This is a genomic window from Paraburkholderia kururiensis (genome assembly GCF_034424375.1).
In the GTDB taxonomy this organism is placed as follows: Bacteria; Pseudomonadota; Gammaproteobacteria; order Burkholderiales; family Burkholderiaceae; genus Paraburkholderia; species Paraburkholderia kururiensis_A.
Genome location: NZ_CP139965.1, coordinates 846710 through 871526 on the forward strand (window position 1 = coordinate 846710; position 24817 = coordinate 871526).

Consider the following 24817-nt stretch of genomic DNA (forward strand, 5'->3'; position numbering starts at 1 on the left):
AGGCTTCAGGGCACGGGCTTTCAGTGTTCCTTCGGCGAGCCTTCAGTGCACCTTCAGTAAGCGAGCCGGAATTTCGCCACCGCCTGCTGCAACACGCTCGCCTGTTCCTCGAGCGACATCGCCGCCGCCGACGCCTGTTCGACGAGCGCCGCGTTCTGTTGCGAGACCTGGTCCATCTGCGAGACCGCGACGTTGACCTGCTCGATGCCGTCGCTCTGTTCTTCGGAAGCCGCGGAAATCTCGTTCATGATGCCCGCCACCTGCGCGATGGCGCGCTGGATCTCCTCCATCGTTTCGCCTGCCGTGCCCACGAGCCGTGAACCTGCGGTGACGCGGTTCACCGAATCGCCGATCAATTCCTTGATCTCCTTCGCCGCCACCGCCGAGCGCTGCGCGAGCGAGCGCACCTCGCTCGCCACCACGGCGAAGCCGCGGCCCTGTTCGCCCGCGCGCGCCGCTTCCACGGCCGCGTTCAACGCGAGGATATTGGTCTGGAACGCGATGCCCTCGATGACGCCGATGATGTCGACAATGCGCTGCGAACTGCGATCGATATCGCTCATGGTGCCGATCACGTCGCTGACGACAGAGGCGCCGCGCGCCGTGATCTGCGACGCCTGTTCCGCGAGGCTGTGCGCCTGCCGCGCGTTGTCCGCGTTCTGCTTCACGGTGGACGTGAGCTGCTCCATGCTGGCCGCGGTTTCCTGCAGCGATGCCGCCTGTTCCTCGGTGCGTTGCGACAGATCGTTGTTGCCCGCGGCGATCTCGCGCGTGGACTGCGTGATCGATTCCGAGCCGCGCATCACCTGCTGCACCGTCTCCACGAGGCCGGACTGCATGGCGCCGAGCCCCTTCACGAGTTGGCCCATTTCGTCGTGCGAGCGGGTTTCCAGCCGGTTCGTGAGATCGCCGCGCGCAATGCGCTGAAGGTGCGAGAGCACCTCCGAAAGCGGCCGCGAGATGGAGCGTTGCAGGCCGATTGCGCACACGACGCACATCACGAGCCCCAGCACGATCAGCGCGATGCCGGCGCCGCGCAGCGTGGCCGACTGCTGCTGGGCCGAATCGAAGGCCTCCCGGCCGGCCTTGAGCTGCCAGACGGCCAATGCGTCGGAAGACTTCGTGAGCGCCACCGAAAGCGGCGGCACCACGGTCATCGCAATCTTGTCTGCTGCGTCGTGGTCGCCGCGCTTCATTGCGTCGATCATCGGCAGGATGGCTTGCTGAAGGAACGTGCTGCGCGCGTTGCTCACGGCGTCGGCGAGTGCCTGCTCGTCCGGGCCGCGCTGAACGTGCTGGTAGTCGGCCCAGGCGCGGTCGGACACCGCAAGGTAGTTGAGCGCCTTGTCGATCAGCGCGGAACGGTCGGGCGAGTCCGGATGCAGCAGCACGCGGTCCAGCGTGGTGCGAACGATCGTGAGGTTCAGGTTCGCCTTGCCAATGGCAATCGACGATGCCAACTGGTGCGAATACGCTTCCTTGAGCGCCTCGTTGGAACTGCGCATGCCCACCTGGCCCAGCAGGCCGGTTGCGATGGTGAGCATGCCGACAAGCCCCAATGTGGCGAACAGGCGCGCCGTGATGGAAAGACGTGAAAACATGATGTGCTTGTGTCTGTGGGTGAGTCTGAAGCCTTGCGCGGTGCCGGGCGCCGGCAAGCGGCGGGTCTGCGGCGTGGGGGTATACGGCCGGCTTTAACGGCAAGGACCGGAAGTCACTTGAGTGCCGCCATACGGCGGTGAGGGTCTTCTTGCGCGAGATCGACCGCCGGGCGGGGCGCCGCGAATGAGGGACAGGTGGAGTGATCCCATTACCGAAAATTTCCCTTGACTATCTACTAATCGATAGATATAGTTCGACCCATGGAAACGCCAACTGTCCGAGATCAGGTTTTGCAGCACGCGCAGTCATTGCTGATGACGCGCGGCTACAACGGCTTCAGCTATCGCGACCTCGCGGATCTGGTGGGCGTGAAGACGTCGAGCATCCATTACTACTTCCCGACCAAAGAAGACCTGGTGCTGGAAGCGGTGAACGTGTACAGCTCCGAAGTGCTCTCCGCGCTGCGAGGCATCGACGAGGCGCTGCCGCCCGAAAAGAAGCTGGAGCGCTACGCGAAGCAGTTCGGCCTCGTGATGGGCAACGGCGACCAGATCTGTCTGTGCGGCATGTTGGCCGCGGACATCGAGTCGCTGCCCGACAACGTGCGCCAGGCGGTGCAGGCGTTCTTCAAGACGAACGAAGCCTGGCTGGCCGGCGTGCTGGCCGAAGGCGAAGCGCGCGGCACGCTGCGCGTGAACGGCAAGGTGGAAAGCGCGGCGCGGGCGTTGTACGCGTCGTTCCAGGGCAGCGTGCTGGCGAGCCGCCTGTTTCACTCGAAGGCGCGGCTTGACGATGTGGTCAATGCTGTGAAGATTGCATAACGAATGCGTAAGCGGTGCCCGCGAGCCAAACGTCTGGCGGGCACGGATGACGCGTGTTTTTGTGTTCTGTTGTCTATCTAGCAGTAGATAGTGGTTAATCGAATCGAAGCACAGTGGACGTTCTCTTTTCAACTCAGGAGTCAATCATGTCGATCGAAAAAGTGCTGTACCGCGCTCATGCCCGTGCAACCGGTGGCCGCGATGGCCGTGCAACGTCTTCGGACAGCGTGCTGGATGTGAAGCTCACCACGCCGCGCGAGCTGGGCGGTGCGGGCGGCGAAGGCACGAACCCGGAGCAGCTGTTCGCCGCAGGCTACTCGGCGTGTTTCCTCGGCGCCATGAAGTTCGTCGCGGCGCGCGAGAAGATCGCGTTCCCGGCGGAGGGGTCCGTCGAAGGCAGCGTGGGGATCGGCGCAATTCCGACCGGCTTCGGCATCGAAGTGGAACTGCGCATTTCGCTGCCTGGCCTTGCGCGTGAAACGGCGGAACGTATCGTCGAAGCGGCTCATATCGTGTGTCCGTACTCGAACGCGACGCGCGGCAACATCGACGTGAAGCTCGTCGTGCTCTGAGGCGCGAGCCACACGAAGCGCGAGGTTCATTCAGGGCCGCGGGAATGGCCCTTTTTTCAAGTCACTTAATCTACCTATTAGTAGATAAACAAGGGCGACGACGCGATCAGGCCGCGCTCGACAACCGCATGCCGGCACGTCGTCATCGTCCGTTCGAACAAGGAGCAACATCATGGTCGCCTTCAAGAAACTCGCCATTGCAGCCGCGCTGGGCACGGCTGTCGCCTCGACCGCCGCGCAGGCCGCGCCGGTGCTCGAGCCCACCACCCAAGCTTTCATCGACAGCCTCGCCGCGCACGCGGGGCCGCCCATCTATACGCTTTCGCCGGCCGACGCCCGCAACGTGCTGGCAGGCGCGCAGTCGCAGCCCGTGGCGAAGCTGCCGGCGCAAGAGGAAGACCGCGTGCTGCCCGTGGGACCGACCGGCAAGGTCGCGGTGCGCATCGTCAAGCCGAAGGGCGCCAGGGGCGTGCTGCCCGCGGTGGTCTATTTCCACGGCGGCGGCTGGGTGCTGGGCGACAAGAACACGCATGACCGCCTGATTCGCGAGATCGCCAACGGCGCGCACGTGGCCGTGATCTTCGTCGACTACGACCGTTCGCCCGAAGCCCAATACCCTGTGCCCATCGAACAGGCGTATGCCGCGACGGCCTACGTGGCCCAGCATCCCGCGGAATTCGGCATCGACGCCAACCGTATCGCCGTGGCCGGCGACAGCGTGGGCGGCAACATGACGGCGGCGGTCACGCTGCTCGCGAAGGAGCGCGGCGGCCCGAAGCTGCGCTACCAGGTGCTGTTCTATCCCGTGACCGACGCGAACTTCGAAGACGGCTCGTATAACGAGTTCGCGAACGGCCCGTGGCTCACGAAGGCGGCGATGAAGTGGTTCTGGGACGCCTACGCGCCCAACGAGTCCGACCGCGCGAAAATCACGGCGTCGCCGCTGCGCGCGAGCCTGGACGACCTCAAGGGCTTGCCGCCCGCGCTCGTGATCACCGACGAGAACGACGTGCTGCGCGACGAAGGTGAAGCGTATGCACGCAAGCTGACGCAAGCGGGCGTGCCGGTTACGTCGGTGCGATACAACGGCACGATTCACGACTTCGTGATGCTGAACGCGCTGGCCGACACGCCGGCGGCGCGCGGTGCGGTGAGCCAGGCGAACGCGGTGTTGCGCGGCGCGCTGGCGAAGTAACGCTGCGTTGACTTCTCACGTCTAACGTAGCGATTCAAGGCGGCGCGGCGCCCCGGCCTTCGGGGCGCCGCGCCGGTTTGATCGACGGCTTGTCCTGCGTCGCGTCGTGTGTGAGTTCGCGCGCGACACTGCGAGTCCGTGCGAGGGCCACATAGCAACACGCGACTTCAACGCCGCCGTGGCGCTGCTTCACGCCACCGTGTGATTCGCCATGATTTCGAGCGCGCGCACGAGCGCAGAGTGATCGAGTTGCCCTGTGCCGTGCGCGTGACACAGGCTGAAAAGCTGCTGACATGTCGCCGTGTTCGGCAGCGGCACGCCCATCGCCTTGCCGCCTTCGAGCGCGAGTCCCAGGTCCTTGCGGTGTAGCTCGATGCGAAAGCCCGGGTCGAAGGTTCGCTTGATCATGCGTTCGCCGTGCACTTCCAGAATTCGCGACGACGCGAAGCCGCCCATCAACGCCTCGCGCACGCGCGCGGGATCGGCGCCGGCCTTGGAGGCGAACAGCAGCGCTTCTCCTACGGCCTCGATGGTGAGCGCAACGATGATCTGGTTGGCCACCTTGCAGGTTTGTCCCGCGCCGCTCTCGCCCACCAGCGTGATGTTCTTGCCCATCAGTTCGAAGAGCGGCTTCGCGCGCTGAAACGCGGCGTCGCTGCCGCCCACCATGATGGTGAGCGTGGCGGCCTTGGCGCCCACTTCGCCGCCCGACACCGGCGCATCCAGATAGTCGCAGCCGAGCGCCGCGATCTTCTGCGCGAACGTCTTCGTTTGCAGCGGCGCGATCGAACTCATGTCGATCACGGTCTTGCCGGGCACGAGCCCTTCTGCCACGCCGTCGGCGCCGAACAGTACGGCTTCCACGTCCGGCGTGTCCGGCAGCATCGTGATGACGAACTCGGCCTGCGCAGCGACTTCCTTCGACGATGGGCAGCGCGTCGCTCCGCCCTCCGCGAGACCGGCCGGCAGTTCGCCGCTGCGCTTGTAGACGAATAGCGTGTGGCCGCCCTTCTGAAGGTTGAGCGCCATGGGCGCGCCCATGATGCCGAGCCCGATGAAACCGATCTTTGCCATGATGACGTCCTTGTCCTGAAAGGCGGGAAGGTGAGGATTTACGGGAACGCAGATACGGCGGGTGCAGTAGAAATAGCGCTGATCCTGCCATCGTTCCTGCACTGAAACGGGCAGAACCAGGGGCTTGCACTACCTTTTTGTGAAGCCAATTCGCGTTGGCTTTCTGGCAAGATAGCAGGTTAGTCTCGATTAAAACGCGCGAAGCGCGAGGCGCTCGACGCGAGGGGTGCGTGGGCGCCAATACCAAACTCGATTTACCAAGACCAACTATTTTTACGGCGCTTCTCGTCCTGCCATGGCTTCAAGTAGCGAAAAGATGGGCTCAGCCGTCGAACTGGGCAGCAAGATCCGTTCGTTAAGGCTCAGGTTGCGACGCACGCTGGATGAAACGGCAACGGCTGCGGGGATTTCAAAGCCGTTCCTGTCCCAGGTGGAGCGTGGCCTTGCCACACCTTCCATTACGTCGCTGGTCGGTATTGCCTCGGCGCTCGGCGTGAAGGTGCAGTATTTCGTCGATACGCCCAGCGAAGAACGTTCGGTGTGCCGCAAGGAAGACCTCAAGTTCTTCGGCTTTGCCGATTCAGCAGACCTGTTCGCCCGCATGACGAACGTCACGGGCGGGCGCCAGCTGGAAGCCATTCTGGTGCGCATGCCCACCGGGCAGCACGAGTCCGAGGTCACCACGCACGCGGGCGAAGAGTTCCTGTACGTGATTTCCGGGGAAATGTCGCTCACGCTCGAAGGCAAGACGTTCGTGCTGCACGCCGGCGACAGCGCGCACTACGAATCCACGGTGCCGCATAGCTGGACGAACACGGGCAGCGAGGAAGCGGTGCTCGTGTGGGTGGGCACGCCGCGGCTCTTCTAGCCGCCGCACGAACGTGGTCTGAATCTGGAACGACCACGGAACGAGGGCGAATCGAGCGGCTCGCGCTTCGATGCTCACTATCGCGTCGCGATATGGGCCGTCGATTCCACGCGCTCCGTGAGCCAGCCAACGTTTGCGTGCTCGCGCAGCAGTTCGTCGATTGCGTTCAGCAGTTCGTCCTGCGCCTCGCCCAGCCGTTCGCGCGACAGGCTCGACATGGAAAGCGGGCGCGCCTTCAACTGCTCGACCGAGACGCGCCTTCGCTCCACCACCGATATCCGTTCAAGCGAGGCGAACGGCGACTGCGAGAGCACGTCGTCGTGGCTTTCCCAATCTTCCGAACGGCGCTGCGCACGCGCGGGGTCGCGGTTTGCGTAGTGGTCCAGCAACTCCCGATATTGTGCGGACCATGGGTTCAGCGGATCGTCGAGCACCGACGTGCTGAACAGCACCACAGCGCCGCCCGCGTCGGTCAGACCGTCGAGACGCGCGAGCGTGTCGGCGCGATCCATCCAGTGAAACGCGCGGCCGATCACCGTGATCTGAAAGCGACCCAGTTCCGCCGAGAGATCGTAGGAGCTTCCCTGCCGATACTCGATGTTGGGCGCAACGCCCGCCGCAAGTTGCGTGGCCATGTCGAGCATGGCCGGCTCGGGATCGATGGCGACCGCGCTTGCCACCCACGTCGAAAACGCAAGGGACAACTGGCCGGGACCGCAACCCAGGTCGAGCAGCCGCTGCGTGCCGTCCAGCCGGCGCGCCTGCGCGACGCGGCGGATCAAGGCCGGCGAATAGGCGGGCCGCCCCGCGAGGTAATGCGCGGCGGCGTTGCGAAAGCGGCCGGGGACAAACGGAATGGTGGACGGCATGGCGATGAAGGCGTGTGCGGGGAAGGGCGTCCAGTCTGAAACCGGTGCGAGGGAGCGTCAAGCGAGCGGACACAGGCACTGTTTACCGCCCGTTTCGGCCCCTTGCTGTTGGCTGACGCATCACGAAAGGTGAGCGTTTTCGGGACTTGCGCGATGGCTCGGATCACGGTGTGTTGAACTGCAGTTAGTAGCAATGCGAACGAGCTTGCCGCTCGCCTCGCTCGACGGTGAGCCTGCGTCTCGCGCTGTGGCCGAACGTCGGACACCGCGGACGCCACATGGCTTGCTGAGAAAAAGAGCCTTGATTTCAAGGGTTATTCTCGAAAATCGCGAAAGCAGTGAGCCGGGCAAACCGTCGTTCGATGCGAGGCGGGTCATCGCTCTGCATGCCCCCGCAGCGCGGCGAGCGGAACAAGAAAATGAGAGAGGGCATCGATGGCGATACGCCCGCGTGCGCGAAGGTGAGCGTTTTCAGGACCGCCGCGGCAAGAACGCCGCAAGACCGTTTCGAGGCCGATGGTTCATGCCTGGGTGTTCCCTTCGAACTGCCCCGTTGAATGCGAAAACCCCTGTTTTTCAAGACCTTTCTGTGCTCTCACAGTCAACGCTGAACTCGGTCGCCAACGCTCGTCAACCGGTCAACGCGATCGTTCCAACACGTAAAGGTGAGCGTTTTCGGGACCTGGAACGCGCACACGCGGGCCGCTGTGCAAACCATCGTCCGTCTTGCGCGACCGAATGGACGGCCGAAGCCGATCGGTATATAACCGACATTACCGATCGGCTTACGGCCGTTCCTCCGCATACCGGTTCACAGCAACGAGAGGCAGTTCATCATGACGAGCGATGGTTCGCAGAAGCACGACATTCAGGACAAGACGCAAGACAAGCGCGGCACGACGCCCGCCGACTTCGAACACCTCGACGCGGCGCTTTCGCACGTGGATGAAGGCGTGAAGTCGGGGAGCATGGCGGCGGGCGCGGCGAAGGGCATTCTGTATAGCCTGATCGAAACGCTGGGTGCGCTGGTTGGCGACCCCGATCTGCCCGAGCACGCGCGTTCCGGGTACGAAGGTTTGCTGGAGACGGCGCGCGAGCTGCGCGTGAAGATCGATCGCTGAGACCGTAGCGGCCTTCAGGCCGATTCACGGCAACGAGGTCGGTTGGTGTGCGAACGCGCCGAAAAGCGCGCGGCGGCGATCCGGAATTCAACCGCTCGCGCGCAACGCTTTCACCAGTTCGCGTGGACCGGCCGTCACCCGAAGTTGCGGCGTGCCATGCCAGTCGGCACAGCGCTGCAAGGCGCGCCGCAGGTCGTCGGTGAGCCGGCCGCTCACGCGCACGCCCGGTTCCAGATGCACCGACTTCAGTTCGAACACCCCTTCTGCCCGATGAGCCTTGGCGTCCACTCGACCCACGAGCTTCCCGCGGCTCAACAGCGGCAGCACGAAGTAGCCGTACTTGCGCTTCGCCGCGGGCACGTAGCATTCAATCGCGTAATCGAAATCGAATAGCGCCAGCGCGCGCTTGCGGTCCCACACTACCGGATCGAATGGCGAAAGCACCGTGGTGACTGTCGACGCAACGCGGCCTTGCGAGGCGTCGTCCATCAGCGGGGCCACGTCGCGATGCACGAATGTGTCCTGCTTCCAGCCCTCTACGCGCACCGGCACGAGTTCGCCTTCGTCGGCGAGGGCGTGCAGGTCGTTTGCGTAAGGGCGCCTGGGCAGCCGGTAGTAGTCGGCGGCCCAGTCGGCTCGCACGACACCGAGCGCCCGGCAGGTGCGCCGCAGGAGTTCGCGTTCGGCGCTCTCGCGCGACGGCAGGTGGCGCGCATCGTTCCACTCGGGCAGCACGCGCTCGGCTAGATCGTAGACGCGCTGGAAGTTGCGGCGCTCGGCGACCATCAGCTCGCCCGTGGTGAAGAGCACCTCCAGGTGCCGCTTCTCCGGTTTCCAGTCCCACCAGCCGTTGCCTTTGCCGCCTTCGCGGGCGAAGTCCGCAGACCGCACCGGACCGCTCGCGCGAATGTGATCGAGCAGATTCGCGATCTCGTTGCGATGCTTGTCGTGCCACTCGGCCGCGTATTTCCAGCCCATGCCGGCCGGGTCGAGCATGCGATGACGCAGCAGCCCGTAGTCCTCGATCGGCACGAAGCACGCCTCATGCGACCAATACTCGAAGAGCCGCCGTTCGGCGAGAAGCTCGTCGAGCCACTGCGGCACGTAAGGGCCAAGCCGGCTGAACAGCACGAGGTAGGGGCTGCGCGCCACGACGTGAATCGTATCGATCTGCAATTGCGCCATGCGACGGATGGCGGCGAGCACGTCGTCTTTGGTGGCCTTGCGGCGGGGCGGCGTGGCGAGACCCTGAGCGGCGAGATGCAGGGTGCGGGCGGCGGAGAGGGGGAGCGGCTTCACGCGGGCATTCGTTCTTGTCGTTGAGAACCGCGGGGCCGGCTATGTCGGGGTGCATCGTTGTGGGCCGGGGCGCGGGCTGGCGTTACTGTAGCCTGATTGCCGCCCATGCGCTGCCTTCTGCACTTCCCAACAATGCGCGCGGGCCTCTCACGAAGAGAAGCCCGCGCGACGAGGCACGTAGAGCAGGAGCGCTCAGGCGCCGACCAGCGAATCGCCCTCTACGCGCACACGCTCGCCCACCTGAACCGAAGGCGGCGTCTGATACGTGAAGCTGCGGTAGGTGCCGTCCTGCATGCGCACCTGCACTTGATACGTCGTGGCCTTGCGCACCGCATGCTCGATGCCGTTGCCGGCGAGGCCGCCGCCGAGCGCACCGGCAATAGTGGCTACCGTGCGGCCGCGTCCGTTGCCGATCTGGTTACCGATGAGCCCGCCCGCCACGGCTCCGCCGAGGGCGCCCAGGCCTGTGGTGGGCTCGGCCGTCTGCACCGGCGTGATGGAGGCAACCTCGCCGACGTAGGGATCGATTGCGGGTTGGTGCTGTTGTGCGTAGGGCTGCGCCTGCTCCCCGTTCGCGTAGGTGCCTTGCGGCGCGCGATAGTGATGCGGCTTCGGCCGTGCCGGCGCCTGCTCGGGCGCGGTGCGAGGCGCGGCTTGCGCGTACGTGGGCGCGGGTTGCGCGGCCTGCACGGCGGGGGCCGTAGTGGGCGCAGCGCTGACCGCCGGCGCGCTGGCGCTTTGCATGGCTGCGGGTTCCGCGGTGCTTGCCTTCGAAATCGGCAGGATGCCCGTCATGGCCGCGATGCCGGCGGCACTCGCGAGGATCACGGAGACAGCCGCCCCCGCGACCAGCGGGTGCAGGCGATTGCGTTGCGGGACGTCGGGGGTGAGGTTTGCGCTCATAGCAAGCTCCATGGGTAGGTGCTCGCAAAAACGCGCGGAGAGCGCGTGCGGTGCACGCGCCATGTGTGACGTTTGTAAGCAGTTGTATGCCGGGCCGCGCCGGCTTCACGGCGCGGCCGCTTTGCGCTTATGTGCCTATGCGGGCCTATGGGTGCCTCTATGCGCTGGCCGGCAGCGCTTCGCCCGCCAGCACGGCCAGCATCTGATGGATCTGCGCGACGACCTGTGCGCCTTCTCCCACCGCGGCGGCCACACGCTTGGTCGATCCGGCGCGCGCATCGCCGATGGCATACACGCCTTCGACAGACGTGGAAAGGTCGCACGCCGAGCCGCCCCGGTCGGCTTCCGCACCGGTCAGCACGAAGCCCTTCGGATCGAGTTCCACGCCGCAGGTGTGCAGCCACTCCGTGTTCGGATCGGCGCCCGTGAAGAGGAACAGGTGGCGCGAATCGAAGTGGTCGGTGCCGTCGGGCAGCGGCGACTTCAGCCACACCGACGAAAGCCCGCCTTCGTCGCCCTCGAGCCGCCCGATCTCCGTATGCGGATGCACGGTCACGTTGGGCAGCGAGGCGATGCGGTCGATCAGATAGCGCGACATCGTGGCTTCGAAGCCGCTCCGGCGAATGAGCACGTGCACGTGCTTCGCATGGGAGGCGAGATAAACCACGGCCTGGCCCGCGGAATTGCCGCCGCCCACCAGCACGATCTCTTCGCGCTTGCAGAGCCTGGCTTCCACGGGCGACGCCCAGTAGTACACGCCGCGCCCGTCGTAGCGGTCGAGCCCTTCGATAGCGGGCCGCCGGTACACCGCGCCGCTCGCGATCACGATGGCGCGCGCGGCCACATTGCCGCTGCACGTTTCCAGCCGATGCGGAAGCTCGTCGCAATGCAGCCGCTTCACCTTCACGGGAATGGCCACGTGCGCGCCGAATTTCTGCGCCTGCACGAACGCGCGTCCCGCGAGCGCCTGGCCCGAGATGCCGGTCGGAAAGCCGAGATAGTTTTCGATGCGCGCGCTCGCGCCCGCCTGGCCGCCCGGCGCCCGCGCGTCGAGCACGATGACCGAAAGTCCTTCGGATGCGGCGTACACCGCGGTGGCGAGCCCGGCCGGTCCGGCGCCTACGATGGCGACGTCGTACACGTGCGAGTCGTCGAGATCAGGCAGCAGGCCGAGGCAGGTGGCGAGTTCGGGCGCGCTCGGATGATGCAGCACGGAGCCGTCGGGGCAGATCGCGATGGGCAGGTCTTCGGGCCGCGCGGCGAACTGCTCGATGAGCAGCATTGCGTCTTCGTCGCTTTCGTCGATGACCGAATGCGGATGGCTGTTGCGCGTGAGAAAACCCTGCAGGCCCACCAGCCGCGGATCGTGACGCTTGCCCACGAGAATCGGGCCGCCGGCCCCCTTTTCGATCAGCGCCACGCGCCGCAGAATCAGCGCGCGCATGATGCGCTCGCCCAGGTCCGCTTCGGCCACGATCAGCGCGCGCAGACGCACGGGCGGAATCAGCAGCGCCTCGACGTGCTCGAGCGCCATGCCGTCGACGAGTGCCGGCCGCCCCGACAACTGGCCCACCTCGGCCAGAAAGTTGCCCTCGCGATGTTCGTTGATGAGCCGCTCGCGCCCCAGACCATCGCGCTGGAAAACCTTGACCGAGCCCTTGAGCACCACGAACATGCCGGGCCCCGTCTCGCCGGTGCGAAACAGCAGCTCGCCCGCTTCCCAATGCCGGACTTCGCCGAAGCGGCGCAGCCGGTCGATCTCTTCGCACGTGAGCTGCGGGAACATCTGGTGACGCCGCGTGGCGAGCGACGAGAACGGTGCCTCGGCGACCACGGGGGCGGAGTCGTTGCGTACTTCCACTTCCTCGATGGAACTCATCAGACTGCGCTCCTGGTTCATTCGGCAGGACGGCCGCAGCGTGCACGGCGGCCCGCGCATGGCGGTGCCGACGCGGGCCGCTGGACGCTTGCGCCCAAACGTGGGCGATTCGGTTAGACCGGTTTCGGCTCGATGCCGACGTCCGCCATCGGTTCGGTCGGCGGCGTGGCAAGCGGCTCGAGCGTGTGGCCGGCGTCGCGCCAGGCATCGAGGCCGCCGCGCAGCGGCAGCACGTCGCTGAAACCTGCTTCGTTGAGCTGTTTCGCCATCCACGCCGCCGAAATTTCGTTCGGACACGAGCAATAGATGACGAGCTTCTGGTCACGTGGATACCGCTGGATGATGTCGTCCAGTTGCCGCTCGTCGGCGAACACGGAGCCCGGGATGACATACGGATCGAGCTTACGCTTTTCGTCCGAGCGGATATCGAACAACACCGGCGACGCGCCGGTTTGAATGAGGCTGCCAAGCTCGTTCACTTCCATGCGCGCGGCCGCAAGCTTCTTGAGCAGCTGACGGCGGCGATACCAGCGGTACGACGCATACAGCAGAAGCAGCACGGCCACCACGACGCCTGCCATGCGCCCGAGGCGGCCCGCGCCCGCGAAGAGCATGTCGATCTGCTGTGCGAACACCACGCCGATAATCAGCCCGAGTCCGGCCCACAGCACGGCACCTATGCTGTCGAACGCGAGGAAGGCGCGATACGGCGTGCCCATCGCGCCGGCCATCGGCACGGACACAATGGAAAGCCCCGGCACGAACTTCGATACCGCGAGTACGCGCACGCCCCAGCGGCCAAAGAAACGCTCGGTCTTTTTCACGCAGGTATCGCGCGAGAGCGACAGCCGGCAGATGGTCTTCAGTGTGTTGCCGCCGTAGATGCGACCCGCGAGGAACCAGGCGCTGTCGCCGATCAGCGTGGCAAACACGGAGAGCACGAGCACGGGAATCACCTGCGTGCCGACGGAGCCGGGATGCATGGCTGCCATGGCACCGAACAGGATGAGGGTAGGCAGCGCGGGCACGGGCAACCCGAGCGAAGCGGCGAGCACATTGGCGAAGACGATGGCAGGCCCGTACTGCGCGACGAGGTCATGTAGCATCGGCTTACTTCCTGGGCCTTTCGGGCGGGAAGCGGGTAGGGGAGTCAAGAATTATGGACGCATTTTCGAGGCATGAAAATGTCCCCTGAAATGCGGTCGCTGCGCCGCGAATTCAAGTGCGGCGCACGAGGCGGGATGCGAGCGGAAAGCGAGTGTTGTGTGGACAGTTAGCGATGGTTCGCGGCATGGGCGGCGTGCCGCGGCAGGATGACGTGCTCCTTCGTGCGCTCAGCGGCTGTGCGACTCGCCGGGCAGTTCGGCGCCCTGGGCGCGGATAGCGGCAATCAGCTCGGCGGGCGTGATCTCGTAACGCACTTCGCGGTGCACGCCCGGCTTGCGTTCATCAACCTCGATGAGAAGAATGCTCTTGCCGTCTTCCGACGATTCCAGCCGCAGCGTGCGTACCTCGCGCCCCGTCGCGTCGTCGTGTTCGGTTAGCAGGGTCATGGCCCCGGAAGACCCGGTCGTGCGCATTGCTGTTGTCCTCTTCCGTTGTTGATCGATTCATTGTGCGGGTTGGCCATCGCACCTTGTGTATGCGACCGCGCATACACGCATCGCTCACGCCCGCCTGCAGCGCGCCGGACGGACCTTTGGGCCGGCGCGCCGTGAACCGCGCGGTGACTGCCGCGCCGCGTTGTCGAAGCAGTGTAACGCGAGTCTCCGCGCAACTGCCGCATTTTTGCGTGCCCCGCGACGGTGCATGCGACGGTATCCGTTTTCGCGTGCCATGTCATGGCGGTGTCATCGCCGCGTGCCGCTCCAGCGGTTGCCAGCCGGCGCGCCAAAGCCAGGCGCCGCCGGCGCAAGGCGCCTATCATCTGGAAGATCTGAACCGGATCGGGCGCCCGCGCCCTCGGGACCTCATGACCTCCCCAATCACATCGCGCATTACATCGCGTGGCACATCGGACAGCGAAGCGCATTGGCTCACCATGCCGAGCCCGCTCGGCAACATCCTGTTGCGTGCGGCGCATGACGCGCTGACCGGCGTGTTCTTTGTCGGTCAAAAGTACGCGCCGGCCGATCCGGCTTTCGGCTCGGCCGAGTGTCCTGCATCCACGTTGCGCGTGCTGCTGCAGGCGCGCGATGAGATCGACGAATATTTCGCGGGCGCGCGCCAACGCTTTTCCGTGCCGCTGCGCGCACACGGCACCGCGTTCCAGCGTAGCGTCTGGGACGAACTCGTGAAAATTCCCTATGGACAGATGGAGAGCTATGGGCGTATTGCCGACCGCCTCGGTTTGGGGCTGGGCGCGGCGCGCGCCGTGGGCGCCGCCAACGGACGCAATCCGATCGCCATCATCGTGCCGTGCCATCGCGTGATCGGCGGCGATGGCGGGTTGACCGGCTATGCGGGCGGTATCGAGCGCAAGGAGGCGCTGCTTGCGCTGGAAGGCAACGAACAGCCGGCGGCGCGCCAGATGAACCTGTTCGGCGAGGCGTGAGCCACGAGACAGCGCTTGCACTTCAGGCGGCACGCCATAAAAAAACGGCTCGTCCGTTCTCGCCGGATGAGCCGTTCAAACGCCGTTGTTACTCGGGTCAGCCAGCCCGCGTGCCGGCCCTGACAATGCCATCCTGACCCGATTGACCCACCTCGTCGAGATGGGACTTACGCCGATCTTTCAGATCAATCGGTGCGGCTGACGAGTTCAGGCAGTCAGGCCGGAATTTCGTCTGCCTCGGGCGCCTTGGCGCGTTGTGCAGCGACCTTCTTGGCACGGAACGCACTGCCCGAGTTTGCCGGATTGCCGTTGGTTTCCATCCCCGGCAGCGTGAAAAGACGCACGGCTTCGTCGAGCACGTCCGCCTGCTCCACGAGACGCGAGGCCGTCGCCGCGGCCTGCTCGACGAGCGCGGCGTTCTGCTGCGTGGCGCTGTCCAGATGCGAGACCGCCTGATTCACCTGGCGGATGCCTTCGGCCTGCTCGCCGCTCGCGTTCGCGACTTCCATGATGATCGAGGAGACGCGGGCCACCGCTTCGTCGATGGAGCGCATCTGCGCGGTGGTGCGCGCGACGAGCTGCGTGCCCTGGGCCACCTCGTTCACGCTTGCTTCCACCACTTCCTTGATTTCCTTCGCCGACGCCGCGCAGCGTTGCGCCAGCATCCGCACTTCGCCCGCCACCACGGCGAACGAACGCCCGGCATCGCCCGCCCGCGCCGCTTCCACGGCGGCGTTCAGCGCGAGGATGTTGGTCTGGAACGCGATGCCGTCGATCACGCCAGTGATGTCGGTAATCCGCTTCGATGCGTTGGTGATGCTGGCCATGGTGCGCTCCACCTGGCCCGCCATCGCACCGCCCTCGGCGGCCGTCGCCTGCGCTTCGCGCGCGAGGTCGAGCGCTCGCGCGCTGGCTTCGGCGTTGGCCTGCACGGTGGTGGTCAGCTGGTCCATCGTGGCGGCCGTTTCTTCGAGCGATGCCGCCTGAAGCTCCGTGCGCCGCGAGAGATCGAGGTTGCCGGTCGAGATCTCGCGCGCCGCGTCCAGCATGCCGTCGATCTGCTGGCGCACGTCCAGCACGATCGCCGTGAGATTCGCCTTCAGCTGGTTCAGGGCGAGCAGCACTTCGCCCAGGTCGTCGTGACGAATGACCTGCACGTCGGCGGTCAGGTCGCCTGCCGCCACGTGCGCGGAAATGCGCTTCATCTCGTCGATGGGTTTGCCGACGTGGCTCACGAGCACGCGCCACGTGACGAGGCTCGCGAGACAACTGGCGGCGAACGCCATCCAGAACTGTGTGGGCGGAATGCCTTGCCACGCGGCAACGCCGGCCGCGAGCAGCACGCCGGGACCGGCGCCGTAGCCCAGCACGGCGCGCTTGGCGACCGGCACGCGCATGACCGCGTCGACGAGGCCCAGCAGGCCGGTGCGCACCACGAGGCCGCGCCGCAGCTTGCGGCCGCGCAGCGTGCCTTCGCGCATCTGCGTATAGAACGCATCGGCTTCGCGGATTTCGTCGCGCGACGGTTTCGTGCGCACGCTGAGATACCCGACCACCTGGCCGCGCTCCGTCACCGGCGTGACGTTGGCCGCTACCCAATAGTGATCGCCGTTCTTGCGCCGGTTCTTGACGAGGGCGGACCACGGCCGGCCGGCCTGAATGGTGGCCCACAGGTCCGCGAATGCCTCGGCGGGCATGTCGGGATGGCGGATCAGGTTGTGCGGCTTGCCGATCAGTTCGTCTTTCGTGTAGCCGGAAACCGCGATGAACGCCGGGTTGCAGTACTGGATGCGGCCTTTGAGATCGGTCGCGGAGACGAGCATTTGCGACGCGGAGTAATCGTATTCCTGCTGCGTGATGGGCTGGTTGTTGCGCATGTCGATCCTTGCATTGAAGACGCGCGTGAGACACACACGTCCTGTTCATCGCTACAGGTCTTAACGGCATTAACCCCATCTACTTGAGGGAAATCCAGGCAATCTACCAGGGTAATACGAAACCTTTCCTATGTGCGGTTGATTGTCATGGTGTTTGCATTTCATGCACATGATTTTGCATAACATCATTGAGGGACGTCTGACGACCTCGTTTGGGACGCCTGTGAAGGGAACCGGCCGTGACGCAATTCGACGCCGCGGCGAATACGCCTTTCGGCTCAACGCCTTGGCCGATTTGTGCAAAGGTTGTTCACAAGCTTGCGAACAAAAAGTGGGGATAACTGCGGCGGGCTGCGGTGTGGTGTGGTGCGGTCGGCAGGCTGCCGACGCGGGCGTGGCCTCGAAAGGCCGCCGCTATGGGTGGGCGCCGCTGCCGTCCAGCGACGCGGCGCGCAGCGCCTCGCCCGGCTTCGTGAAGATGCGTTGCCGCAGTTGTGCGATCTGGGCATCGCGCGCCTGCGGCGCCAGCCCTTGCGCCTCGATCTGCGCGCGCTGCGCGGCGTAGGCTGCATAGCGGTCGCGCCAGTCGGCTTCTTCCTGCTCCATCTGGACTACGCGCGCGGCGGCTTCGGGGCCGAGCGTCGGCGTGAGCTGCGCGCGCGTTTCTTCCGGCGAGGCGCCCGACTCCTGCAACCTGGCGATCTGCGAGATCGCCGCCTGTTGGCGCTGCATGCGTTCCTTTGTCGCACGCTCCTCGGGCGACAGCGATTGATCGAGCGCCGCGAGCCGCTGGGCCTTTTGCTCGTCGGTCAACGTGGAGTCTCGTGCAATCTTCAGGCGCGCAAGCTCGTAGCGCTGGTGCTGCTGTTCGGCACCGAAGAACGGCGCGCTCCATTCGCCCAGCGTGCGTGCGGCAATCGTTTCGCGCTGATCGAGCGCGAGTTGGACTGACGCGATATCGAGCTTGCCGGCAGGCTCAGCGCCGGCGTCCGGCAGCGACGCGAGCGCAGCCAGATACGCGCGATAGCGTCGCCACACGTCGAGCGCTTCCATCTGTGCGGGCGTGCCGTCGAGTTGGGCTGCGATTTCGCGCTTCACCAGTGCATCGAGCGCGCTCGAACTCAAATCGCTTTGCGCGCTCAGGCAATAGTCGAAGAAGTCGCGCACCGCGCGCGATTTCGCGAGACGACCGCCTGCGTCCAGCGGCAGGCGCGGCGCGGAAGACCCTGCGAGGGACGTCGGCAACTGCGGGATCTGCGTGGCCGCATCGCGCATCTGCGCAACGGCGGCGTGGCCGGGATCGGACGCGATGCCGGTGGGAGCGTGATTCGCGTGTTCGTTTGCGGCAGTCTTCCCGTACCACGCGGCGCCCGCTGCTGCGAGGCCGAAAGCCACACAGACGGCGAGCCCGATTGCCGTGAACGACCTGCGGCGCGGCCTACGCGGCGCGTTGCCGGAACGCGGCGGCATGGTCACACGCCGGCCAGTTTCAGGCGATTCGCATGCGTGCGAATCACGGCGAGCGGATCTTCTGCATACGCGCCGCGCACGCCGAGCAACTGGTTGATCTCGTCGAGGTGATTCCACTTGTAGCTCGTGCTCAGTACGCTGCCATACAGCGAACTGCACATCGAGACGAGGCCGTCGTTCGGACCTGAATTGCGGTTCATCATCACGGTGCCCGTGCCGAGCAGAACGAGCGTGGAGGGGTCGAGCGCATTGGCTGGATCGACCAGCGGGATCGTGCTCGTGTCGCGTGTGGCGGTTGCGCCGAACAACGAGCCGACAGGCTGAACCGCAGTGCCCGCCCACGAATACAGCAGGTGCGTGTTGCCGCCCACCGTCTCCGTAGGTGCGCCTGTGCGGCATGACCCTGGTGCGCCCAGCCCGGCGCTGGGGTACTGTGCGTTGAACGCGGCGGCGCTGGTGGTGGTGAGCGTGTTGAGCGCGGCCAACGCGTCCTGATTCGAGTTGTTGGTGCTGTTCGTGAGCGTGCCGAAGAGGTTGAAGAACTGTGCGGCGGCAACGCTCGAGAGGCCCGTGGGGTCGGTGGCCAGCAAGTCCTTTACGAAGTCAGCGAACTCCGAGCCACGATGCGGCGTACCGATAGTCGTCACGGACGCGACGAGCTCCGGCGCAACCGCCGCGACATAACGCGACGTGAGTCCGCCCTGGCTGTGGCCGATCAGATTGACCTTGCTTGCGCCCGTTACGGCGAGCACCTGCTTCACGTAGGCCAGCAGCTGTTCGCCGCGTCCGTTGGGGCCTGTGTCGCTCTGGAAGCCCGACAGATTGGCGACGTAGACTGTGGCGCCACGGCTTTGCAGGTCTTGCTGCACGCCGTACCAGTAATCCAGCACGCCGAGGTATTTGTCCGTGCCGGAGAGACCGTGCACGAGGATGATGGGATAGCGTGTGGTCGCGTAGTCGCTGGTGGGGGCGGTCTGGGCGTGTACCGGCGGGGTGGCGCTGACGGTGATCAGCGCCGACCATCCTGCGAGCGAGGCTGCGGTTACCGCCCATGCAACGGCGCGCGCGGCGACTCGGGAACGTGCCAAACGTAGTGAACGCTTCATGTTTTGTCTCTCTCCATTTTCGATTTGTTGTTCGACCGGCGAGGCTTCGTACCGCACTACCCCATGCCGATGGATGAAAGCGGAGCATAGTGTATGTGCCTTGCAATAGCGCAGTACATCTAACGAAATTGGCGCGATTAGACGAGAGGCACTAGTTGGCCGCAGCACTTCGCGGCAGTGCACAGCGATGCGGCTTTCGCGCTTCGTGTGCACCTTCTCTCGTGGCTAACCCTTGGCACCGCGCAATAAAGGAGTTCTCATGCAAGTCGATATCGACCAGGCCCACGCCAACGCATCGCTCGTCGTGGTGCATCCCGACAGGGAGATCAGCACGGTGCAGCGGCTGCCTTATTTCGTGGGCCTTTCGGCTGAGACGGCGGGCACGCGTGCGCTCTCCATGCATCTCGTCGTGGTGCCGCCGGGCGGCCACGCCGAGCCACACGTGCATTGCGGCTACGAAACAGGCATCTACGTGCTGGAGGGGCGTGTGGAAACGCGTTATGGGCCGGGCTTGCGGCAGTCCGTCATCACGGAGGCGGGGGACTTTCTGTTCGTTCCACCGGGCGTGCCGCATCAGCCGTTCAATCTGAGCGACACGGCGCCGGCGCGCGCGATCGTTGCGCGCAACCGGCCCGACGAGCAGGAGAAGGTGCTGCCGTACGATCCAGCAAGCGAGAACCCGGCAGCGTAACCACGAAGAGTTACCGAAGCTTCGCCACGTCTTTCTCTGTCACCTTCGCAGATGGATTGCCGAAGTGCGCCGTCACGTAATTGGTGAGTGCCGCGATCTGCGCGTCGTTCAGGTCGGCCGCGAATGCCGGCATGCTGACGTTGTTGCCTGCTGCATTGCGCTGCACACCGTGCAGGATGACCTGGACCAGGTTGTTCGGATTCGGCGCGCCCACCGTCGAGTTGTGCATCAGCGATGGGTAGTAGCTATCGGGAGAGCCTTCGCCGTGAGCCTGGTGGCACGTCGCGCAATTGCCCAGGTAGAGCCGCGCCGGATCGGTCGCGTTGTTGAAGCGGACGCCGCGCAGCGTCGCGACGTCGTCGACAGGTTGGCCCCATGCGTAGCGCGGCTTCGTGCTGCCGTCGCTCACGGCGGGCACCGTGCGGATGTAGGTGGCCACGGCCTTGACGTCCGCGTCGGTCAGGTGCGAGAAGCTGTGCTCCACGGCTTCGCCCATCGGCCCCGCGGCCTGGGCGACACCCGGCACGCTGCCCGTGCGCAGGTATTGCGTGAGCTGCGCATCGGTCCATGATCCGATGCCGCTGTTGGCATCCGACGTGATGTTGTAGCCGTCCCAGCCAGAAAGTACGGACCCCGAAAGAAAACCGCTGCCCGTTTCGTCCAGTGCTTTCTCCTGCATCGTGACGCCGCGCGGCGTATGGCACGTGCCGCAGTGAGCGAGACCCTGCACGAGGTACGCGCCGCGATTCCATTCGACGCTCTTGCCGGGCTTCGGCTGATACGGCCCTTCCTTCAGGAAGACCCAGTTCCACACGGCGAGCGGCCAGCGCATGTTGAGCGGCCACGGAATGTCGCTTGCGCGCTGCGGCTGGTCGATAGGCTGCACGCCGTGCTCGAAGTAGGCGTAGAGCGCTTTCATGTCGTCGTCGCTGATCTTCGCGTACGAGACGTAGGGCATCGCCGGGTACAGGTTGTGGCCGTCTTTGGCCACGCCTTTGCGCACCGCGCGTTCGAAGTCTTCGTACGACCACGTACCGATGCCGGTGTTCTTGTCCGGCGTGATGTTGGTGGAGTAGATCGTGCCGAGCATGGGCACCTTGAGCGGCAGGCCGCCCGCGAACGGCTTGCCCTTCGCGGTGGTGTGGCAGGCCATGCAGTCGCCCACCACGGCGAGGTACTCGCCGCGCTTCACGAGCGCGGCGTCGCCGCTGGGCGCAGACTCGGCGGAGTCGTCCGCACGCGCCATGCCGGACATCGCCAGGGCGCCCGCCAGCATCAGGAACAGGGTCTTCTTGAGCACGTCAGACTTCCTTTTTGAGCTGGTCCGCCATGCGCAGCGCGAGCGCCGCGATGGTCAGGGTCACGTTCACGGTGCCGACGGTGGGCATGGTCGCGCTGCTCGAAACGAACAGGTTCGGGTGATCGAACGTGCGGCAATCCTTGTCCACCACGGAATCGCGTGCGTCGCTGCCCATGATGACGGAGCCGGTGATGTGGTTGTTCGGCGCGAAGTCGTCGTGGAACTCGACGTCCGTGCCGCCCAGCACCTTCGCCGCGGTGGCGTACACCTCGCGCGTGTGAGCGGCCCCGCGTTTCACGTAGTCGCCTATGGCGTAGGTGATCTCGGGGCGCGGAATGCCGATGGCGTCCGTTTCCGTGCGGCTCGGCACGATGCGGTTTTCCGGCTGCGGCAGGATCTCGTGGAAGCAGTCGAACTGCACGTAGCGCGCCGAGCGGTCGCGAATTTGCGCGTCGAGATCGGCGGGCTTCAGCAGCTTCTTCTGGCCGAAGATCTTCTGCGTTTCCTGGTCGATACGCGAGAGGTTCGACAGGTGGATCTTCTTCGCCGCTTGCTGCGACCGGAATGCGCCGTCGCGAAAACCGATCAGCGACGTCATTTCCTGCGGCCCGCGTCCGGGCCAGAGCTTTTCGTCCGCATAGAACGACACGCCCGTGCCCGGATGGTCCATCAGGTTGCGGCCCACCATGTCGGAGCTGTTGCCCACGCCGTTCGGAAAGTCGTGGCTCGTGGACATCAGCATGATCTTCGGCGTTTCGATGCCGTTTGCCGCGAGCACGAAGTACTTGCCTTCCACACGATGCGAAACGCCCTGCGGGTCCTTGTAGAGCGCCGCGACGATGCGCTTGTTCGGGCCCACTTCGAGCCGGTACACCACGGCGTTATCGATGAGCTTCGCGCCCGCCATCTCGGCCTTCTCGACGTGCACGATGCCGTTGTACATCGCGCCGATCGGACAGATCGGCATGCAGTTGTTGTTGCCGCAGCAGGTGGGGCGGCCATCGTAGGGCACGCTGTTGCGCGCGACGGGCTCCGTCACGACGTGATAGGCCGCGTCGTAGGCGTTGAGCTTCGACTTGATGGTGGCCTCGTTGTACGAGAGCGGCAGCGGCGCCATGGGGTACGGCTCTTTGCGCGGCGAGTAGAGGTCTTCGTCGTTGGGTCCCCACACGCCCAGTTCCTGCTCCGCGCGGTAGTACCAGGGTTCGAGATCGTCGTACTGGATGGGCCAGTCGCGCGCCACGCCGTAGACCGTCTTCATCTTGAAGTCGTTCGGAATGAAGCGCCAGGCGGAAGCCGCCCAGTGCCAGGTGGTGCCGCCCACCGCGCGAATGTATTGCGAGTTGAACTTGTGCTCGCCCTTCAGGATGAGATAGTTGTTCGGCGGCCCATATTCAGGATGCGGCGCCCACGGCGTGGACGGGTACGGCGCCATGAAGTCCATTTTGTCGAACTGGTTGCGAAAGCGTTCGACAATCTCCCAGCGCGGCAGCCGCGGCCCGGCTTCGAGCATGATCACCGACTTGCCGGCGAGCGCGAGTTGATGCGCAACGAGCGCTCCGGCCACGCCCGATCCCACCACGACGATATCCGCTTGTTGTGTGTCGGCCATGGTCAGGATTGCCTCTCGACAGGTTTCGACGCCCAGAAACCGGGCTTGTTGGGGCAGTAGGTGCGAATGACGAGCGTGTCCGACACGACGCTGAACATCAGCGCCTGCTCGTACGTGACGACCGTGTCGTCTACGACGCCCATGTACCAGGCCGTGAGAATCTTGAGCGCGAGCGCTTCGTCGTCGGGCTTCAGCGAGCCCGATGCGAGCGCACCCGCAATCTGCGGCACGCGTTGCGCGAGGTCGGGCGTCTTCTTTTGCAGGGCGGCGGCGAGCCGCGCACCGACGGCGCGGTCCAGGCCGGTCTTGCCGGTGAGTGACTGCGACAGCGTCATGAACGCGTCGAGCGCCTGGCCGCTGTCGGCGCTGCTGGCCGGGCTTTGTGCAAGCGCTTTCAGCGTGGCGGAGCCCGCGAGGCTCGCGGCGGTCAGCGCGAGCGTGGCTTGCAGCCAATGGCGCCGCGCGTGGGACACGGGCGCTTCGCTGCTGCTGGCGATCGGTGGTTCATCTCGTGTCAATTGATCGTCCTTTGAGGGTGTGCCGTGATGTGCCGTTGAAAGCCCGGCAAAGGCCGCGTTAATGAAAACGTAAAGACGGGCACAGGCGGCGCGATGAAGCGCGTGCGCCGCCGCGGCCAACTTTTGATCGACTGCATGGCATTCGGGCGGTAGCAAAAAACGACCCCGCCCATGAGACCGGTCACAACGCAAGTCACAACCCAGGCCACAACGAGCGGCGCATTCGGGTCGTCTCGCGAAACCACATCAGAAGTTATGCATCATCCCCACGTAAGCGCCTGTCTGCGATTCGCCTGCGAGCGGACTCGTGTTCGGATTCGCGTCGCGCGGCGTGGCGAATACCGAGAAGTTCGCGTGGCTGCTGTTGCGCAGATACGCCACGGTGCCGTAGAGAAACGTTCGCTTGCTCAGGTTGTAGGTGGTACCCAGCACATAGAGCGTTGCGTGGCCCGAAGGGTCGTGCGCGGCATCGCCGGCGCCTTCGCCTACCTTGATGTAGAAGCCCGCGGCCGTCACGGCCCAGCGCTGGTTCGGCTCGTAGGTGGCGCCCAGCCAGTAGTGGTCTGCGCTGTCGGCGAGACCGGCCGGCGTGTCCGGCGCCGCGTAGTGCGTGTAGGCGCCCTGGATCTTGAACTTCGAGACGCGCACGTTGGCCCCCACGAAATATTCGCGCGACGCCGTGAAGATATTGCTGAAACGGCCGTTCGGATCGCGCAGTTCGTCGTAGATGCCGCGCACGTCGAAGAGCGGCGAGTGGTACGTGAGCATGATGCCGTCCGAGCGGCCGAAGTCGTCGGGCGCGCCATCGTTGAAGCCGCGCGACTGGTTGCCGAACGCGTACTGGCCTTGCACGTCGAAGCCGCCGAACACGGGGCTGTGGTACTCCACGTTGTTGCTCGTCTGCTGCCAGTTGCGCCCGCGCACCAGCGACGCCGACGACACGGCCTGCTGCACGAGCGGATCGAATTCCCAGACGCCGTCGCTATCAATAAAGAGATTGCGGCCCATCTGCACGCGGCCCCAGCGTTCGTCGCTCAAACCGACATAGGCGCGCCGCGAGAACATGCGCCCACCGCCGGTGGTGCCGTTCATGATCTGCAAGGCGGTTTCCAGATCGAACAGTGCGGTCAGGCCGCCGCCCAGGTCTTCCACGCCCTTGAGGCCGAGCATGCTGGTGCCCCAGTCGCCGCCTTCCGCGCTCCAGCGCGTGGAGGTACCACCGGATCCATTGGCTACGTGATTCAGGTATTCGAGGCCGCCATCCACACGGCCGTACAGCGTGACACTGGTTTGGGCATACACCGCCGGTGTGGCTGCGAGCAGCACGGCGGCGGTTGAGGCGCGAAGTTTCATGGTGGGCATCCGCAAGTTGGCGTTGTGCTCTGGGACGGCCTGTCTGGAAGCGCGCAGCTGGAACGACGGGTGCAAGCGACTGCAAACAGGCCGTGCGGCTGCAACGAGCCGGCTGAATGAAGTGCTCCATGCT

At 65.2% G+C, this 24817-nt stretch carries 22 protein-coding genes; 7 read left to right on the top strand and 15 right to left on the bottom strand.

Features of this window, described 5'->3' with window-relative positions; all coding sequences use genetic code 11:
- Positions 1–53: 53 nt before the first annotated feature.
- A complete protein-coding gene (locus tag U0042_RS03915) occupies positions 54–1601 on the bottom strand; it encodes a methyl-accepting chemotaxis protein (RefSeq protein ID WP_114809954.1) in 1548 nt (515 codons plus the stop codon).
- Positions 1602–1862: 261 nt separating this feature from the next.
- Between U0042_RS03915 and U0042_RS03920 the strand changes: the two genes are divergently transcribed.
- The 3 genes from U0042_RS03920 (at position 1863) to U0042_RS03930 (ending at position 4190) form a co-directional block, all read left to right on the top strand.
- Positions 1863–2423, top strand: a complete 561-nt coding sequence (locus tag U0042_RS03920; protein WP_042300648.1) for a TetR/AcrR family transcriptional regulator — start codon at positions 1863–1865, stop codon at positions 2421–2423.
- A 146-nt stretch (positions 2424–2569) separates the two neighbouring features.
- Positions 2570–2995 carry an organic hydroperoxide resistance protein gene (locus tag U0042_RS03925; RefSeq protein WP_114809955.1) on the top strand — a complete coding sequence of 142 codons (426 nt, stop codon included), beginning with the start codon at positions 2570–2572 and terminating at the stop codon, positions 2993–2995.
- Positions 2996–3167: 172 nt separating this feature from the next.
- The gene (locus tag U0042_RS03930; protein WP_114809956.1) at positions 3168–4190 is read left to right on the top strand and encodes an alpha/beta hydrolase; all 1023 of its coding nucleotides are present in this window, start codon (positions 3168–3170) and stop codon (positions 4188–4190) included.
- A gap of 189 nt (positions 4191–4379) precedes the next feature.
- On the opposite strand, the gene U0042_RS03935 is transcribed toward U0042_RS03930, so the two are convergent.
- On the bottom strand, positions 4380–5264 hold the full coding sequence (locus U0042_RS03935) for a 2-hydroxy-3-oxopropionate reductase (RefSeq protein WP_114809957.1): 885 nt from the start codon (positions 5262–5264) through the stop codon (positions 4380–4382).
- 295 nt (positions 5265–5559) lie between these two features.
- On the opposite strand from U0042_RS03935, the gene U0042_RS03940 reads away from it, so the two are divergent.
- The gene (locus U0042_RS03940; RefSeq protein WP_114809958.1) at positions 5560–6132 is read left to right on the top strand and encodes a cupin domain-containing protein; all 573 of its coding nucleotides are present in this window, start codon (positions 5560–5562) and stop codon (positions 6130–6132) included.
- Between the two features lie 77 nt (positions 6133–6209).
- Here U0042_RS03940 and U0042_RS03945 read toward each other — a convergent pair whose 3' ends face one another.
- Positions 6210–7001, bottom strand: coding sequence for a class I SAM-dependent methyltransferase (locus tag U0042_RS03945; protein ID WP_114809959.1), 792 nt, complete (start codon positions 6999–7001; stop codon positions 6210–6212).
- A gap of 836 nt (positions 7002–7837) precedes the next feature.
- Here U0042_RS03945 and U0042_RS03950 point away from each other — a divergent pair.
- The gene (locus tag U0042_RS03950; RefSeq protein WP_017774203.1) at positions 7838–8122 is read left to right on the top strand and encodes a hypothetical protein; all 285 of its coding nucleotides are present in this window, start codon (positions 7838–7840) and stop codon (positions 8120–8122) included.
- Between the two features lie 87 nt (positions 8123–8209).
- Here the strand turns inward: U0042_RS03950 and U0042_RS03955 are convergent, their stop codons facing one another.
- The 5 genes from U0042_RS03955 to U0042_RS03975 all read right to left on the bottom strand — a co-directional run bounded on the left by U0042_RS03955 (position 8210) and on the right by U0042_RS03975 (position 13783).
- The gene (locus U0042_RS03955; protein WP_114809960.1) at positions 8210–9421 is read right to left on the bottom strand and encodes a winged helix-turn-helix domain-containing protein; all 1212 of its coding nucleotides are present in this window, start codon (positions 9419–9421) and stop codon (positions 8210–8212) included.
- Positions 9422–9613: 192 nt separating this feature from the next.
- Positions 9614–10324: a glycine zipper 2TM domain-containing protein gene (locus U0042_RS03960; RefSeq protein ID WP_114809961.1), complete on the bottom strand. Its 711-nt coding sequence runs from the start codon at positions 10322–10324 to the stop codon at positions 9614–9616.
- A gap of 157 nt (positions 10325–10481) precedes the next feature.
- Positions 10482–12203 (bottom strand): FAD-dependent oxidoreductase, encoded by a 1722-nt coding sequence (locus U0042_RS03965; RefSeq protein WP_114809962.1) that lies wholly within the window; start codon positions 12201–12203, stop codon positions 10482–10484.
- Between the two features lie 113 nt (positions 12204–12316).
- On the bottom strand, positions 12317–13309 hold the full coding sequence (locus U0042_RS03970; protein WP_114809963.1) for a DedA family protein/thiosulfate sulfurtransferase GlpE: 993 nt from the start codon (positions 13307–13309) through the stop codon (positions 12317–12319).
- A gap of 228 nt (positions 13310–13537) precedes the next feature.
- A complete protein-coding gene (locus U0042_RS03975; protein ID WP_026121314.1) occupies positions 13538–13783 on the bottom strand; it encodes a hypothetical protein in 246 nt (81 codons plus the stop codon).
- A gap of 461 nt (positions 13784–14244) precedes the next feature.
- Between U0042_RS03975 and U0042_RS03980 the strand changes: the two genes are divergently transcribed.
- A complete protein-coding gene (locus tag U0042_RS03980) occupies positions 14245–14757 on the top strand; it encodes a methylated-DNA--[protein]-cysteine S-methyltransferase (RefSeq protein ID WP_114809964.1) in 513 nt (170 codons plus the stop codon).
- 215 nt (positions 14758–14972) lie between these two features.
- Here U0042_RS03980 and U0042_RS03985 read toward each other — a convergent pair whose 3' ends face one another.
- The 3 genes from U0042_RS03985 to U0042_RS03995 all read right to left on the bottom strand — a co-directional run bounded on the left by U0042_RS03985 (position 14973) and on the right by U0042_RS03995 (position 19210).
- Complete coding sequence (locus U0042_RS03985; protein WP_114809965.1) at positions 14973–16634, bottom strand: methyl-accepting chemotaxis protein; 1662 nt, start codon at positions 16632–16634, stop codon at positions 14973–14975.
- Positions 16635–17048: 414 nt separating this feature from the next.
- Positions 17049–18104: a lipase secretion chaperone gene (locus U0042_RS03990; RefSeq protein WP_114809966.1), complete on the bottom strand. Its 1056-nt coding sequence runs from the start codon at positions 18102–18104 to the stop codon at positions 17049–17051.
- Between the two features lie 2 nt (positions 18105–18106).
- A complete protein-coding gene (locus tag U0042_RS03995) occupies positions 18107–19210 on the bottom strand; it encodes an esterase/lipase family protein (RefSeq protein ID WP_114809967.1) in 1104 nt (367 codons plus the stop codon).
- Between the two features lie 259 nt (positions 19211–19469).
- Between U0042_RS03995 and U0042_RS04000 the strand changes: the two genes are divergently transcribed.
- Positions 19470–19901, top strand: coding sequence for a cupin domain-containing protein (locus U0042_RS04000; RefSeq protein ID WP_114809968.1), 432 nt, complete (start codon positions 19470–19472; stop codon positions 19899–19901).
- Between the two features lie 10 nt (positions 19902–19911).
- On the opposite strand, the gene U0042_RS04005 is transcribed toward U0042_RS04000, so the two are convergent.
- From U0042_RS04005 to U0042_RS04020, 4 genes are all read right to left on the bottom strand, one after another.
- Positions 19912–21201 carry a c-type cytochrome gene (locus tag U0042_RS04005; RefSeq protein ID WP_114809969.1) on the bottom strand — a complete coding sequence of 430 codons (1290 nt, stop codon included), beginning with the start codon at positions 21199–21201 and terminating at the stop codon, positions 19912–19914.
- 1 nt (position 21202) lies between these two features.
- Positions 21203–22813: a GMC family oxidoreductase gene (locus U0042_RS04010; RefSeq protein ID WP_114809970.1), complete on the bottom strand. Its 1611-nt coding sequence runs from the start codon at positions 22811–22813 to the stop codon at positions 21203–21205.
- 2 nt (positions 22814–22815) lie between these two features.
- Positions 22816–23331, bottom strand: coding sequence for a sugar dehydrogenase complex small subunit (locus U0042_RS04015; protein ID WP_114809971.1), 516 nt, complete (start codon positions 23329–23331; stop codon positions 22816–22818).
- Positions 23332–23577: 246 nt separating this feature from the next.
- Positions 23578–24684, bottom strand: coding sequence for a porin (locus U0042_RS04020; protein WP_114810088.1), 1107 nt, complete (start codon positions 24682–24684; stop codon positions 23578–23580).
- Positions 24685–24817: the final 133 nt, after the last annotated feature.

Bases quoted from the DNA above. Each gene is read 5' to 3' on its own strand.
- U0042_RS04010 (WP_114809970.1), bottom strand. From the start codon at position 22,813: ATGGCCGACACACAACAAGCGGATATCGTCGTGGTGGGATCGGGCGTG.
- U0042_RS03945 (WP_114809959.1), bottom strand. From the start codon at position 7,001: ATGCCGTCCACCATTCCGTTTGTCCCCGGCCGCTTTCGCAACGCCGCC.
- U0042_RS03935 (WP_114809957.1), bottom strand. From the start codon at position 5,264: ATGGCAAAGATCGGTTTCATCGGGCTCGGCATCATGGGCGCGCCCATG.
- U0042_RS03920 (WP_042300648.1), top strand. From the start codon at position 1,863: ATGGAAACGCCAACTGTCCGAGATCAGGTTTTGCAGCACGCGCAGTCA.
- U0042_RS03985 (WP_114809965.1), bottom strand. From the start codon at position 16,634: ATGCGCAACAACCAGCCCATCACGCAGCAGGAATACGATTACTCCGCG.
- U0042_RS03975 (WP_026121314.1), bottom strand. From the start codon at position 13,783: ATGCGCACGACCGGGTCTTCCGGGGCCATGACCCTGCTAACCGAACAC.
- U0042_RS03930 (WP_114809956.1), top strand. From the start codon at position 3,168: ATGGTCGCCTTCAAGAAACTCGCCATTGCAGCCGCGCTGGGCACGGCT.
- U0042_RS03995 (WP_114809967.1), bottom strand. From the start codon at position 19,210: ATGAAGCGTTCACTACGTTTGGCACGTTCCCGAGTCGCCGCGCGCGCC.
- U0042_RS03940 (WP_114809958.1), top strand. From the start codon at position 5,560: ATGGCTTCAAGTAGCGAAAAGATGGGCTCAGCCGTCGAACTGGGCAGC.
- U0042_RS03915 (WP_114809954.1), bottom strand. From the start codon at position 1,601: ATGTTTTCACGTCTTTCCATCACGGCGCGCCTGTTCGCCACATTGGGG.
- U0042_RS03965 (WP_114809962.1), bottom strand. From the start codon at position 12,203: ATGAGTTCCATCGAGGAAGTGGAAGTACGCAACGACTCCGCCCCCGTG.
- U0042_RS03970 (WP_114809963.1), bottom strand. From the start codon at position 13,309: ATGCTACATGACCTCGTCGCGCAGTACGGGCCTGCCATCGTCTTCGCC.
- U0042_RS04000 (WP_114809968.1), top strand. From the start codon at position 19,470: ATGCAAGTCGATATCGACCAGGCCCACGCCAACGCATCGCTCGTCGTG.
- U0042_RS03925 (WP_114809955.1), top strand. From the start codon at position 2,570: ATGTCGATCGAAAAAGTGCTGTACCGCGCTCATGCCCGTGCAACCGGT.
- U0042_RS03950 (WP_017774203.1), top strand. From the start codon at position 7,838: ATGACGAGCGATGGTTCGCAGAAGCACGACATTCAGGACAAGACGCAA.
- U0042_RS03960 (WP_114809961.1), bottom strand. From the start codon at position 10,324: ATGAGCGCAAACCTCACCCCCGACGTCCCGCAACGCAATCGCCTGCAC.
- U0042_RS03990 (WP_114809966.1), bottom strand. From the start codon at position 18,104: ATGCCGCCGCGTTCCGGCAACGCGCCGCGTAGGCCGCGCCGCAGGTCG.
- U0042_RS03980 (WP_114809964.1), top strand. From the start codon at position 14,245: ATGCCGAGCCCGCTCGGCAACATCCTGTTGCGTGCGGCGCATGACGCG.
- U0042_RS04020 (WP_114810088.1), bottom strand. From the start codon at position 24,684: ATGAAACTTCGCGCCTCAACCGCCGCCGTGCTGCTCGCAGCCACACCG.